This window comes from Curtobacterium citri (assembly GCF_030362955.1).
In the GTDB taxonomy this organism is placed as follows: Bacteria; Actinomycetota; Actinomycetes; order Actinomycetales; family Microbacteriaceae; genus Curtobacterium; species Curtobacterium citri.
This window is the reverse complement of the sequence record NZ_JAUCML010000014.1, coordinates 40,097-53,252: the sequence shown is the minus strand read 5'-3', so window position 1 is coordinate 53,252 and position 13,156 is coordinate 40,097. Positions and strand designations below refer to the sequence as shown.

Below are 13,156 nucleotides of genomic sequence, written 5' to 3'. Positions count from 1 at the left end.
TCACGTGGCCCAGCGCGCACCGCGGCGGCCGACCGCGCGGATCGAAGAGGCGATCGGCTTCGCCGGCACCTTCGGGCTCCTGTTCCTCGGCGTGACGGTGGCGTGCGAGGTCACCGGCCGGCCGGCGCTCGGGTGGGCGCTGGTGCTGCTCGTCTGCGTCGTCGCAGTGGTGGCGCTCGACCGGTGGCGGGTGGCCGTGCTCCGGCGGCACGCCGCGGCGACCGGCGTGGTGGACGGCATCGGGGCGGCGGGGCCCGCGCTGGGTCGGGTCGGACCGCGGGCCGTGGGCGGACCCGGGGACGGACGCGGTGCGACCCCGACGGGCCGTCCTGCGGAGGTACGGCGCGACGGCGACGGGTGACGCGCCTCCCGGCCGGTCGCCCACGCTCGCGCCGACGGGCGGAACCACGGATGCGACGTCGAACCAGGGCCGCGCCCTGGTTCGACGTCGGGAACCTGGTTCGACCCGACCGCGACGGCGACCGCAACCAGAACGCGACGGCGACGCCGCCGGCGCGTAGGGTCGCCCGCATGGAGGTCACCAAGCTCGAGCACGCCTGCCAGGTCGTCACCGCGGACGACGCCCGCCTCGTCCTCGACCCGGGCGGCTTCACCCGTCCGGTCGACGTGACCGGGGTCGTCGCCGTGGTCGTCACGCACGCACACCCCGACCACGTCACGCCCGAGCAGGTGCGGGGGATCCTCGACCGGAACCCCGACGCGGTCGTGCTCGGGCCGGCGGGCGTCGCCGACGCGCTGGGCGCGGCCGGCATCCCGGTGGACGTCGTCACCGACGGCGACCACCGCACGATCGGGCCGTTCGCGCTCGACTTCCACGGCACGCGCCACAACGTCATCCACGCCTCCGTGCCGGTCGTCGACAACACCGGTGTGCTCGTGGACGGCCGGCTGTTCCACCCGGGCGACGCGTACACGGTCCCCGGTGTCCCGGTCGAGGTCCTGGCCGCTCCCGTCGGTGCCCCGTGGCTCAAGGTGGGGGAGATGATGGACTGGATCGCCGCCGTCGCCCCCCGTCGTGCCTTCCCGGTCCACGAGGCGACGCTCTCCGAGGTCGGCCTCGGGATGCACGTCGACCGCCAGCGCGAGGCCCTCGGTGAGGGGGAGCTCGTGGTGCTCCGGCCCGGCGAGACGCTCGCGCTCTGAGGCGGCACACCCGGGCGACACGCCTCGTTTTGGCAGCGCGGCACTGCTGTGCCATACTTATCGGGTTGTCGGAACGGCCCCATCGTATAGCGGCCTAGTACGTCGCCCTCTCACGGCGGTAACGCGGGTTCGAATCCCGCTGGGGTCACCACAGGTGGCTTGCCTCCGAGTCCGACAACACGTGTGCTCCGTCCGCGGAGACCACGGCCCCATCGTATAGCGGCCTAGTACGTCGCCCTCTCACGGCGGTAACGCGGGTTCGAATCCCGCTGGGGTCACACACGACACGAACCCCCGTCGAGCTCCGGCTCGGCGGGGGTTCGTCGTCCCGGTCCCGGTCCCGGTCCCGGTCCCGGTGTCGGTGCCGTCAGCCGCCGGTCCGCGCACGCTGCGCCAGCCGCGCGTTCGCCGTCGTCGCCGCGCCCGTCATCCTGTCGAGGAACGCCAGTGCCGCCCGGGCGTCGTCCGGCTCCGTCGCGCGCAGCGTCCCGGCGATCTCGTGGCCGGCGAACCCGAGGAACGCCGCGTTCGCACGCTGGGCCCGCTCGGTCGTCCGGAGCGTGACCCGTCGCCGGTCCGTGCTCTCCCGGTGGCGGGTGACGTGTCCGGCGGCCTCGAGTCGGTCGACGAGCACCGAGGTCGCGCCGGACGTCATCCCGATCCGTCGCGCGAGCTCCGCGGGGGACAGCGGTTCCCCCGCGCGCTCGGCCCAGAGCACCTGGCCCAGGGCGTTCGCGTCGGAGGGTGTCAGGTCCACCCAGGCGCCGAGGTGCCGGTTGAGCTCGTCGAACGCGACGGCCCAGTCCCGGAGCCGTTGCATCACGGCGACCTCGACGTCGGTCCACGCGGTGTCGAGCGGGTCGACGTCCATCCAGCTTCCTCCACAGTCAAGTTGCTTCACTGTAAAGCGCGGCGGCCGGACGGTCGTCCGACACCCCGTCCCGAGGAGCAGGACATGTCCGCACCACACGCAGTGATCTCCGGAGCGAGCATCGCAGGTCTGTCCGCCGCCTGGTGGCTGCGCCGCACCGGGTGGGAGGTCACGGTCGTCGAACGCGCGCCGTCGTTCCGGACCGGCGGCCAGAACGTCGACGTCCGCGGGGTGGCCCACGAGGTGCTCGAGCGGATGGGCCTCGTCGAAGCGGTCCGTGCGGCGAACACCACCGAGACCGGCACGGTGCTCGTCCGGCAGGACGGCTCGGTCCGCGCCGAGCTCCCGAGCGACGGGCCGGACGGCGCGACCGCCGAGCTCGAGGTCCTCCGCGGGGACCTCGCGCGGATCCTGCTCGACGACCTGCCCGACGGGGTCGAGGTCCTCTACGGCGACACCGTCGCCGCCGTGACCGACCGCGAGGACGCCGTCACCGTCGTCACGACCGGCCGACGACGGCTCGACGCCGACCTGCTGGTCGTCGCCGAGGGTGTGCGCTCGTCCACGCGTGACCTGGTCTTCACCGGACTGGGCGACGTGGACCCCCGGGACCTCGGCGTGACGATGGCGTTCGGCACGATCCCCCGCACCGCGGACGACGACGACCGGTGGCGGTGGTACACCGCGGTCGGGGGTCGGCAGGTGCACCTCCGGCCGGACCCGTACGGGACGACCCGCGCGATCCTCGCGTACGCGGGGGAGGACGACCTCGTCGACCGAGGCCGCGGCGACCTCGTCGACGCCCTGCGCCGGCGGTACGAGGGGGTCGGGTGGGAGACCGACCGCGTGCTCGAGGGGTTCGCGGCCACCGACGACCTCTACGTCGACCGGCTCACGCAGATCCGGATGCCGTCCTGGCGGCGTGGACGCGTCGCCCTGGTCGGCGACGCCGCGTGGTGCGTCACACCCATGGGTGGTGGCGGCGCGTCCCTCGCGCTCACGGGCGGGTACGTCCTCGCTGCTTCGGTGGTCGGGGCCGTGGACGGCGCGGCCGTGGACCGCGACTTCGTCGACGGCCCGCTCGACCGTGCGACGGTCGAGCGTGCGCTGACGTCGTTCGACGACTGGATGCGGCCCCTCGTCGACGACGTGCAGGGGATCCCGGACGGCATGATCCGCTTCGCCTACCCACGGAGCCGGGTCGGTCTGGCGGCCCGGCGAGCGGCCGACGCGGTCCTGCTCGGGACACCGCTCCGGAAGCTCGCGGCGCGCATGACGCAGGTCGCCGACACCGAGCGGCCGCTGCCGCCCCTCGTCACGGCGTCCTGAACGCGGACCGGTGCCGGTCCGGCGCCCGGTCGGTCGGCGCGACGGACGGGAGGCGCGGGGCCGGCCCGCACCGCGCCTCCCGTCTGGCGCCCGCTCAGTCCGTCGGCGCCACGCGTCCGTCGACCAGGCGCGCGACCTCGCGCGCGGCCGCCCGACCGGCGCGGTTCGCGCCGATCGTCGACTGCGACGGTCCGTACCCGACCAGGTGGACGCGCGGGTCGGACGCCACGCGGGTCCCGACCATCGCGATGCCGCCCGACGGTCCGCGCAGACCGAGCGGGGTGAGGTGGTCGAGCGCGGCCCGGAAACCGGTGGCCCAGAGCACGACGTCGACCGAGGTGGACGACCCGTCTGCCTCGACCACGCCGTGGGGCGTCATCCCGGTGAACATCGGTCGGCGCTCGAGCACGCCGCGCTCCCGGGCGGCGAGGGCGTAGTCGGTCCAGAGCAGGCCCGTGTACGAGACGATGCTGCCCGGGACACGGCCCGCGGCGACGTCCGCGGCGACCCGGCGCTCGACGTCGACGCCGTCGAGCTCGTGCACGAACGCGCCGGGCAGGAACACCGGTTCGCGACGCGTGTACCAGACGGTGTCGGTCACGCGGCTGACCTCCTCGAGGAGCTGCACGGCGGAGATGCCCCCGCCCACGACGGCGACCCGGCGGCCGCGGAACCGCTCGGCAGCGACGTACTCGCGGCTGTGCAGCTGCTCGCCGAGGAAGCGCTCCGCGCCGGGCACCTCCGGGACGACCGGTGTGTCCCACGTGCCGGTCGCGTTCACCACGGCGGACACCCGCCAGTCGCCGCGGTCGGTCTCGATCGTGAGCGGGCCGTCGGTGGTCCCGGCCGGGGACCGCACGGCGCGGACGTGCACGGGGCGGTGGACCGGCAGGCGCTCGTGCTCCTCGTACGCCGCGAAGTAGCGGGGGACCGCGGAGCGGCTCGGCTCCTCCTGGTCGATCTCCGGCAGCGGCATGCCGGGCAGCGCGAAGATGCCGTTCACCGTGCGCATCCGGAGCGACTCCCAGCGGTGCTGCCAGGCGCCGCCGGGGCGGTCCCCGGCGTCGAGCACGACGACGCTCGGAGCCGTCGGAGCCGTCGGAGCGGTGTCGAGCCCGACGGGGGCGAAGCCGCGGGCGACCAGGTGGTGCGCGGCCGACAGGCCGGCCTGGCCGGCGCCGATCACCGCGACGGTCGCGAGGGACGGCGGGGTGGGCACGGTCCAACGGTAGTCGTGTGCGACCCGGAGGACAGTCCGGGCCGACCGATCGTTCTTCCCCCACCGTGCTGTTCAGTCTGCCTACGAGTAAGGTTAGGCTTACCTAACGTGAACAGCACGCAACCACTGCTCGAGATCCTCATGTCCGACCGTGCCGATCGGTACCGAACGGTCGTCGGCGGTGCCGTCGACCGGACCGCGACCCGCCTGGCGGCCGTCACGACCCCGACCACCGACACCATCGCAGCCGTCCTCCGCGACCGCGTCGCCGCCGTCGACCTCGACCGGCCGCTCGGTTCTGCCGAGGCCGCGGTCGACGAGGTCGACGACCTCGTCACGGCCGAGGCCGTCTGGTTCCACGACCCCGGCTACCTGGCGCACCTGAACTGCCCCGTCGCCGTCCCCGCGGTGGCCGCCGAGGCGGTGCTCGCCGCCGTCAACACCTCGGTGGACACCTGGGACCAGTCGCGGATCGGCACCGAGGTCGAACGCCGGGTCGTCTCGTGGGTCACCGACACGATCGGCTTCACCGCCGGTGACGGGGTCTTCACCTCCGGCGGCACGCAGTCGAACCTGCACGCCCTGCTCCTGGCACGCCAGGCGGCGACCCGGGCCGGCCGCGGTCCCGCGCTCGACGACCTCGTCGTGTTCGCCACCGTGTCCAGCCACTTCAGCGTCCGGCGGTCGGCGATGGTCCTCGGGCTGCCCGAACGCGCGGTCGTCGACGTCGCCACCGACGCCGCCGGCCGGATGCGTCCGGACGACCTCGCCCACGCGATCGCCGATGCCCGACGTGCGGGGCTGACGCCGATGGCCGTCGTCGCCACCGCGGGGACGACCGACCGCGGCTGCATCGACCCGCTCGAGCCGATCGCCGACGTGTGCGACCTCGAGGACGTCTGGCTCCACGTGGACGCCGCCTACGGGTGCGGACTGCTCGTGTCCCCGACCCGACGGCACCTACTGGACGGCATCGAGCGCGCCAGGAGCGTCACGGCGGACTTCCACAAGTCGTTCTTCCAGCCGGTGTCGTCGAGTGCCCTGCTCGTCCGTGACCCGGCCGACCTCCGTCGTGCCTCGTGGCACGCCGACTACCTCAACCCCGAGGACGCCGACGAGCCGAACCAGGTCGACAAGTCGCTCCAGACCACGCGGCGCTTCGACGCGCTGAAGCTCTGGACGACGCTCCGGGCGAGCGGCGGTCCGGCGATCGGGCGGGCCTTCGACCGGGTGCTCGACGTCGCCGAGCGCGTGCACGACCACGTCCGGCGGCACCCGGACCTGGTGCTCGTCGCCCCGACCCAACTCAGCACGGTGCTGTTCCGCTGGCAGCCGGACGGGGTGTCCGACGTCGACGCGGACGCCCTCGTGGGACCGCTGCGCGCGACACTCCTCGCGGAGGGGCGGGTGCTCGTCGCGAAGACGGTCGTCGACGGTCGGCCGACCAGCAAGCTCACGCTGCTGAACCCCGAGACCACCGTCGACCAGGTCGTCGCGTCGCTGGACCACGTGGTCGCGACCGCCGCGCGGCTGCACCATGTGCGGGTCCGCGGCCGCGCCCACGCCGGCGCCCACGGCGCTCCGACGACGGGAGCGGACCGATGACGACCAGTACGAGCACGAGCACCACCGTCCGCGACCTGGTCGGCATCGGCATCGGCCCGTTCAACCTCGGCCTCGCCTGCCTGACCGACCCGGTCGCCGACGTCGACGCCGTGTTCCTCGACCGGGCCGACGGCTTCGCCTGGCACCACGGCATGATGCTCGACGACGCCACCATCCAGGTCCCCTTCCTCGCCGACCTCGTCACGATGGCCGACCCGACCTCGCCGTACTCGTTCCTCGCGTGGCTCAAGGAGACCGGACGGCTCTACCCGTTCTTCATCCGCGAGGACTTCCACCCCCTGCGCGTCGAGTACGACGCGTACTGCCGGTGGGCGGCCGAGCGGCTCGACACCCTGCGGTGGGGTCGCCGCGTGGTGGCCGTCGAGCACGACCCGGACGCGGACCTCTTCACCGTGCACGCCGAGACCGCCGACGGACCGGAGCGGTACCTCACCAGGCACGTCGTGCTCGGCATCGGCACCGAGCCCGCGGTCCCCGACGCCCTCCGCGACCTCGACGGGCCGGTGGTGCACTCCGCCGGGTACCTGCCCGCCCGGGACGACCTCCGCAGCGCCGACTCGATCGCGGTCCTCGGCAGCGGGCAGTCCGCGGCGGAGGTCTACCGTGACCTGCTCGAGGGCATCCGCGACGGCGGCTACCGCCTCGACTGGATCACCCGCTCGCCCCGGTTCTTCCCGATGGAGGACACCAAGCTCACGCTCGAGATGACGAGCCCCGAGTACACCGACCACTTCCACGCCCTGCCCCGCGAGGTGCGTGACCGGCTCGGCCGCGAGCAACGCGGCCTGTACAAGGGGATCAGCGCCGACCTGGTCGACGAGGTGTACGACACGCTCTACCGGATGAGCGTCCGCGGGCCGGTGCCCACGACGCTCCGCACCGACACGAGCGTCGTCGCCGCCGACTGGTTGCCGGACCGCGACCGGTTCCGCCTGACGCTCCGGCACGGGCAGCTCGGCACCGAGGTGGAGCACGAGGTCGCCCGGCTCGTCCTCGCGACCGGGTACCGGCCGCGCACGCCCGACTTCCTCGCGCCCGTCGAGCACCTGGTCGCCCGTGACGACCGGGGACGGTTCGCGGTCGCCCGCGACCTGCACATCGACACCCTGGGCGGTCGCATCTGGGTGCAGAACGCCGAGGAGCACACGCACGGACTGACCGCCCCGGACCTCGGCATGGGCGCGTGGCGGAACGCGTCGATCATCCGGTCCGTCACGGGTCGCGCCGTGTACGGCCTGGAGGAACGGATCGCCTTCCAGGAGTTCGGCATGCCCGGTGGGCGGCCGGTCCCCGTCCCCGTGGCGAGCGCCGACGGCGCGGTGAGCGTCGGCCCCGCGGCGAGCGCCGACGACCCTGCGGTGGACCGCCGGGGCGCGACGGCCGGGATGACGGCGTGAGCGCCCCCGTGACGGTCGCCGTGCCGGCGGACGCGACCACGGGCCTCCCGTCCGTCCACCCCGTCGACCCGGACCGCGACGCCGCGCTCGTGCAGCGGTGGCTCGGGCACCCGGCGTCCTCGTGGTGGGCGATGACCGACCACGACGTCGACGCCGTCCGCACGTACCTGCGGGACGTGCAGGAGGACCCGGCGCAGACCGGCTGGCTGCTCCGCCGGCACGGGGAGCCGATCGCGTACGCGGAGACCTACGACCCGGGCGTCGTGCTCCTCACCGACGTGTGGGACGCGGAGCCCGGCGACGTCGGGATGCACCTGCTCGTCGCCCCACCGCCCGCGGACGGCCGCGTGCACGGGCTGACGAGCGCCGTGGTGCGGGCCGTGGTGGAGCACTGCCGCGACGCCCTCGGTGCACGACGGGTGGTCGTCGAACCGGACGTCCGCAACCTGGCGGTGCAGCGGAAGAACGCCGAGGTCGGGTTCCGAGCGCTCCGCGAGGTCGACGTCGACGGGAAGCGAGCGCTGCTCTCGGTGCTCGACACCGAGCGGATCGGGGTCCCCGACGACGACGGCCCCGCAGCACACCTGCGGCCCGAGCACCTGGAGCCGGCCCAACGGCACCTCGTCGCGAAGGCGATCGCCGAGTTCACGCACGAGCGGCTCGTCGCACCGCGCGCGGACGGGGACGCGTGGGCGCTCGACGCGGGGGACTCGACCTACCGGTTCCGCGCCCGGGTGCACCCGCTCGAGCACTGGGTCGTCGACGAGGCGTCCCTGACCCGCAGCCGCCGAGGGTCGTGCGGTCCGGTACCGCTCGACGCGCAGGAGCTGGTCCTCGGGCTGCAGCACGAGCTCGGGATCCCCGACGACCTGCTCGGCACCTACCTGGAGGAGATCGCCTCGACCCTGGCGTCCGCCGCAGCGAAGCACCGCCGCGGGGGACCGTCCGCGGCGCAGCTCGCTCACGGACGGTCCGACGGCGACGTCGTCGCGGGGTTCCAGGACGCCGAGGCGGCGATGACCGAGGGGCACCCGGCGTTCGTCGCCGCGAACGGCCGGATCGGCTTCGGCCTCGACGAGTACCGGGCGTACGCACCGGAGTCGGGCGGTCGGTTCCGGTACCGGTGGCTCGCCGCACGACGGGAGCACACGGACCTGGCGCTCGCCGCGGACCGCACCGAGCAGCAGCACTGGGCAGCCGAGCTCGACGGCGCAGCGGTCGACCGGTTCCGGGACACGCTCGAACGCCGGGGGCTCGACCCGGACGCGTACACGTGGTTCCCGGTGCACCCGTGGCAGTGGCAGCACCGGATCGCCGTCACCTTCGCGCCGGACCTCGGACGGCAGGACCTCGTCGACCTCGGCGACGGGCCGGACGACCACCAGCCCCAGCAGTCGATCCGGACGGCCCTCAACCGCGCGTCCCCGGGCCGCTCGTACGTGAAGACGGCGCTCGCCGTGCAGAACATGGGGTTCCTCCGGGGCATGTCCCCGGCCTACATGCGCACGACGCCGGCGGTGAACGACTGGGTCGCCGGCCTGGTCGCGGCCGACCCGGTGCTCGCCGACGCCGGCTTCGGGATCCTCCGCGAGCACGCGGCGGTCGGGTACACTGGCGATGCCTGGCACCGCATCGGGTCGGGGCCGGCGCAGCGGGGCGCGCCGCAGCGGAAGATGCTCGCGGCGCTCTGGCGCGAGAGCCCCGTCCCGCGGCTCACACCGGGGGAGCGGCCCGTCACGATGGCGGCCCTGCTGCACCGGGACGCCCGTGGCCGGTCGGTCGCCGCCGCGCTCGTGCAGCGGTCCGGGCTCGACGCCGCCACGTGGGTGGGACGGTACCTCGACGCGTACCTCCGTCCGGTGGTGCACTGCCTGACCGAGCACCAGCTGCTGTTCATGCCGCACGGCGAGAACCTCGTGCTCGTCCTCCGTGACGGCGTGGTGTCCCGGGTGTTCATGAAGGACATCGGTGAGGAGGTCGTCGTCGTCGGTGACGTCGCGGTCCCCGACGGGATCGAGCGGATCGTGCACCCCGTGGACGACGACGAGGCGGCGCTCGGCGTGTTCACGGACGTGTTCGACGGGGTGCTGCGACACCTGGCCGCGATCCTCGACGAGGACGGGGTGCTGCCGGGTGCGGTGTTCTGGCGGCTCGTGGGATCGTGCGTGGACGCGGCGTCGGTCGGTCGCGCCCGGCCGCTCGATCTGCGCGTGCCGGACTTCGAGCACTCGTGCCTGAACCGCTTGCAGCTGCGGAACACCCTGCAGATGGTGGACCTGTCCGCCCAGACGGAGTCCCTCATCCGTGCCGGACGGATGCCGAACCCCGTCGCTCGCTGAGGGTCCGGACACGAACCGGGGTCGCGAGCCGTCCCTGCGACTGCTCGCGGCCCCGGTTGTGCCAGGCTGGCCGGGTGACCAGTGCCGTGCAGCTCATCCGGACCGACCGCCTCAGCAGCGTCGCGGAGTACGCGTACGCCGCGACGGCTCCCGCCGGAGCACGACCGGTCTTCCTCGCCGGCGCCTGCCCGCTCGACGAGGACGGCCGGACCGTCGCCGTCGGCGATCCCCGCGGGCAGGCGGCGCAGTGCATGGCGAACCTCGAGACGGCGCTCGTCGCCGCCGGCGCCGGGCTCGCCGACCTCCTGCACACGCGGGTCCTCGTCGCCTCGTCCGACCAGGCGGACCTCGTCGCCGCGTGGCAGGTCGTCCGCGCCGCGATGGGCGACCACGACGTCCCGAGCACGCTGATGGGCGTCACCGTCCTCGGCTACGACGACCAGCTCGTCGAGGTCGAGGGTGTCGCCGCGGTGGTGGACTGACCGCCGTGGCGCTCGGGACGGGAACACGACCGCCGCACCTGCGCTGGCGGTCCCTCGGACTGGTCGCCGTCGGCGGCGCGATCGGCACCGGCGTCCGGGCCGCGCTCGCCGGGGCGTTCCCCGCCGTTGACGGCATCAGCTGGACGATCCTCGCGATCAACGTCGTCGGCGCGTTCTGCCTCGGACTGCTGCTCGAGTCGCTCGCGCAGCGCGGTCCGGACGAGGGGCGTCGCCGGAGCGTCCGGCTGTTCGTCGGCACCGGGGTGCTCGGCGGCTTCACGACGTACTCGACGCTCGCCGACGACACCGCCCGGCTGCTCGACGCGGGCCGCTGGGGTGCCGGTGCCGGGTACGCACTGCTCTCGGTCGTGCTCGGTCTCGTCGCCGCGGCGGCGGGAGCGTGGATCGCCGGCACACGGCGCGCCCGCCGCTCCGGAGCGGGGCAGGGCCGGTGAGTCCGCTCGAACTCCTCCTGGTCTCCGTCGGCGGCGGTGTGGGTGCCGCGCTCCGCCTCTGGCTCGACGGCATCGTCAAGGCACGGGTGAGCCGGTTCCCCCTCGGCACGTTGGTCATCAACGTGACCGGGTCGCTCGTCCTCGGCTTCGTCACCGGGCTCGGGGAGACCGGTGCACTCGGTCCCTCGACGGTCGCCGTGCTCGGGACGGGCATGATGGGCGGGTACACGACGTTCTCGACGGCGAGTGTCGAGACCGTCCAGCTGTTCCGGTCCGCCAGGCCCGGACCCGCCGTGCTGAACGGCCTCGGGATGCTCGTCGTCTCGGTCGGCGCAGCCGCGCTCGGCCTGTACACCGGAAGGAACACATGACCTCGGAACGCCCCGGCGAACTCGTCCTCGTCCGCCACGGAGAGACGGAGTGGTCGAAGAGCGGTCAGCACACCGGCCGCACCGACATCCCGCTCACCGAGCACGGCATCGAGCAGGCGGAGCGCGCCGGCCGGTACCTCGCCGACCGGACGTTCGCGCTCGCGCTGTCCAGCCCGCTCCAGCGTGCCCGCGACACCGCCGAGCTCGTCGGCGTCGACCCGGAGCTCGACGAGGACCTGTACGAGTGGGACTACGGCGCGTACGAGGGCCTGACCACCCCGCAGATCAAGGTCAAGCGGCACGGGCCGTGGGACCTCTGGACCGACGGCGTGCCCGCGGGGGACACCCCCGGTGAGAACGCGGCCGAGGTCCGCGTCCGCGTCGAGCGCGTGCTGAACCGCGTGCGGCCGGTGCTCGCCGAGGGCGACGACGCGATCGTCGTCGCGCACGGTCACGTCCTCCGCGCGCTCGGTGCCGCCTGGATCCGGCTCGCGCCGCAGGACGGTGCCGTGCTGAAGCTCGGGACCGCGACGGTCAGCTCGCTCGGGTACGAGCACGGGCGCCCCGTCATCGACTCCTGGAACGTCACGCCCGGCGCCTGACGCCTCCGCACGACGCAACGCGGGCGGTTCCCCGCAGCGACATCACGCTGCGAGGAACCGCCCACGTTGCGTTCCGCGAGCCCGACGTGCCGCGGGTCAGACCGTCCGGATCGCGCTCGTCGCGCCGAGCGCGCGACCCCGCCGACGCTCGATGGCCCGCCCCAGCACGAGCAGCCCGACGCTCACCACGGCCCCGAGCGTCGTCTGCGCGATCCGGTCGAGCGCGAGGAGCTCCGGCGCCTCCGGCAGGCTCAGCCACGACACGGCGAGCGCGAGCGGCGTGAGGAACAGCAGCGTCACGGCGTAGTGCCGCGCGACGAAGATCTCCGCGAATAACTGCCCGATCACCGCGATGACCACGATCCACCACGCCGAGGGCTCGAGCAGCAGGATCCCCACCGCGACGACCGTGCCGCCGATGGTGCCGACGAAGCGCTGCACCGCGCGGACGACGGTGTGGCGCTGCCGGATCGCGGGCAGCGTCGACACGACCGCGATGACGGCCCAGTACGGGTGCCCGAGCCCGGGGACCGTCTCGGCGACCGCACCGGCGACGAGGGCGCCGACGACGTTGAGCCCGACGGTCTCCCACACGGCGGCCGTGCGGAGGACGGCGAGCGACCGGTGCTTGCGCTGGGCGATCGGACGGAAGACATGGGGAGCCCGCGGGTGCAGCACGAGCCGGATCAACCCGCCGGACATCGCCACGAGCCAGGCCCAGGCGAGCGAAGCGACGATGATCGTCGCGACGAGCGGCAGGTCGGCGGGACGGACGGGCACGAGCGCCGACACGCAGAACGCGAACACGGGGAAGATCGGCTGCGCGGGGATGGTCTGCAGCGCACTGAGCGTGCAGACCGCGACGACGAGGACCACCACGAGCCCGACGCCCTGCAGCCACAGCGGCGCACCGGACAGCGACACCGCGAGCCCCGCCGCCATGCACGCGCCCTGGAGCGCGGCCGCGATCCCCGTGGTCACCATCCGCTGCCGGTACGGCTCGGTCGCGCCGAAGATCGCGGTGAACCCGGCGAACATCGCGAACGCCGCGTACCCGGGCATCCCGAGTGCGACGAGCAGTGCGAGCGGGACGCCGCCGGCGATCGCGGCGCGGGCTGCGCCCTCGAGGTTGGTGGTCCGGGTCGAGTGCGCAGGTGTCGTCATGTCGCTCCCATCCTCCCACCGCGACGAGTGTCGTCGACGCGGACCCGGTGCACCGGGCGAGGTCGCGGCCGGACGGGAGGCGCGCGGCGGCCGTGCGCCGCGCCTCCCGTCCGGCTCCCGGGGGCGTCCGACCGCCC

At 74.1% G+C, this 13,156-nt stretch carries 13 protein-coding genes and 2 tRNA genes; 12 read left to right on the top strand and 3 right to left on the bottom strand.

What is annotated here, in order from left to right; genetic code table 11:
* The first annotated feature begins 4 nt into the window (after nt 1-4).
* The 4 genes from QUG92_RS16245 (at nt 5) to QUG92_RS16230 (ending at nt 1,442) form a co-directional block, all read left to right on the top strand.
* Nucleotides 5-361 (top strand): hypothetical protein, encoded by a 357-nt coding sequence (locus QUG92_RS16245; protein ID WP_289459982.1) that lies wholly within the window; start codon nt 5-7, stop codon nt 359-361.
* A gap of 170 nt (nt 362-531) precedes the next feature.
* A complete protein-coding gene (locus QUG92_RS16240; RefSeq protein WP_289459981.1) occupies nt 532-1,164 on the top strand; it encodes an MBL fold metallo-hydrolase in 633 nt (210 codons plus the stop codon).
* Nucleotides 1,165-1,239: 75 nt separating this feature from the next.
* Nucleotides 1,240-1,315 (top strand) — tRNA-Glu (locus QUG92_RS16235).
* A gap of 54 nt (nt 1,316-1,369) precedes the next feature.
* Nucleotides 1,370-1,442 (top strand) — tRNA-Glu (locus QUG92_RS16230).
* 89 nt (nt 1,443-1,531) lie between these two features.
* Here QUG92_RS16230 and QUG92_RS16225 read toward each other — a convergent pair.
* Nucleotides 1,532-2,035, bottom strand: a complete 504-nt coding sequence (locus QUG92_RS16225) for a MarR family winged helix-turn-helix transcriptional regulator (RefSeq protein WP_289459980.1) — start codon at nt 2,033-2,035, stop codon at nt 1,532-1,534.
* A gap of 84 nt (nt 2,036-2,119) precedes the next feature.
* On the opposite strand from QUG92_RS16225, the gene QUG92_RS16220 reads away from it, so the two are divergent.
* Complete coding sequence (locus QUG92_RS16220; protein ID WP_289459979.1) at nt 2,120-3,364, top strand: FAD-dependent monooxygenase; 1,245 nt, start codon at nt 2,120-2,122, stop codon at nt 3,362-3,364.
* Between the two features lie 94 nt (nt 3,365-3,458).
* Here QUG92_RS16220 and QUG92_RS16215 read toward each other — a convergent pair whose 3' ends face one another.
* Entirely contained in the window at nt 3,459-4,583 is a 1,125-nt protein-coding gene (locus QUG92_RS16215) for an NAD(P)-binding domain-containing protein (RefSeq protein ID WP_289459978.1), read from the bottom strand.
* A gap of 108 nt (nt 4,584-4,691) precedes the next feature.
* On the opposite strand from QUG92_RS16215, the gene QUG92_RS16210 reads away from it, so the two are divergent.
* The 7 genes from QUG92_RS16210 (at nt 4,692) to QUG92_RS16180 (ending at nt 11,855) form a co-directional block, all read left to right on the top strand.
* Nucleotides 4,692-6,188 carry a pyridoxal phosphate-dependent decarboxylase family protein gene (locus QUG92_RS16210; protein ID WP_353063386.1) on the top strand — a complete coding sequence of 499 codons (1,497 nt, stop codon included), beginning with the start codon at nt 4,692-4,694 and terminating at the stop codon, nt 6,186-6,188.
* Nucleotides 6,185-7,606: a lysine N(6)-hydroxylase/L-ornithine N(5)-oxygenase family protein gene (locus QUG92_RS16205; RefSeq protein ID WP_289459977.1), complete on the top strand. Its 1,422-nt coding sequence runs from the start codon at nt 6,185-6,187 to the stop codon at nt 7,604-7,606. The genes QUG92_RS16210 and QUG92_RS16205 overlap by 4 nt, the downstream gene beginning before the upstream one ends.
* Nucleotides 7,603-9,945 carry a GNAT family N-acetyltransferase gene (locus QUG92_RS16200; RefSeq protein ID WP_289459976.1) on the top strand — a complete coding sequence of 781 codons (2,343 nt, stop codon included), beginning with the start codon at nt 7,603-7,605 and terminating at the stop codon, nt 9,943-9,945. The genes QUG92_RS16205 and QUG92_RS16200 overlap by 4 nt, the downstream gene beginning before the upstream one ends.
* 74 nt (nt 9,946-10,019) lie before the next feature.
* Nucleotides 10,020-10,427, top strand: coding sequence for a RidA family protein (locus tag QUG92_RS16195; protein WP_182048070.1), 408 nt, complete (start codon nt 10,020-10,022; stop codon nt 10,425-10,427).
* Nucleotides 10,428-10,432: 5 nt separating this feature from the next.
* Complete coding sequence (locus tag QUG92_RS16190) at nt 10,433-10,882, top strand: fluoride efflux transporter FluC (RefSeq protein WP_289459975.1); 450 nt, start codon at nt 10,433-10,435, stop codon at nt 10,880-10,882.
* Nucleotides 10,879-11,253 (top strand): fluoride efflux transporter CrcB, encoded by a 375-nt coding sequence (crcB, locus tag QUG92_RS16185; RefSeq protein WP_289459974.1) that lies wholly within the window; start codon nt 10,879-10,881, stop codon nt 11,251-11,253. The genes QUG92_RS16190 and crcB overlap by 4 nt, the downstream gene beginning before the upstream one ends.
* On the top strand, nt 11,250-11,855 hold the full coding sequence (locus QUG92_RS16180) for a histidine phosphatase family protein (protein WP_182047926.1): 606 nt from the start codon (nt 11,250-11,252) through the stop codon (nt 11,853-11,855). Before crcB ends, QUG92_RS16180 begins: the two co-directional genes overlap by 4 nt.
* A gap of 96 nt (nt 11,856-11,951) precedes the next feature.
* On the opposite strand, the gene QUG92_RS16175 is transcribed toward QUG92_RS16180, so the two are convergent.
* Nucleotides 11,952-13,019 (bottom strand): FUSC family protein, encoded by a 1,068-nt coding sequence (locus tag QUG92_RS16175; protein WP_289459973.1) that lies wholly within the window; start codon nt 13,017-13,019, stop codon nt 11,952-11,954.
* Between the last annotated feature and the right edge of the window lie 137 nt (nt 13,020-13,156).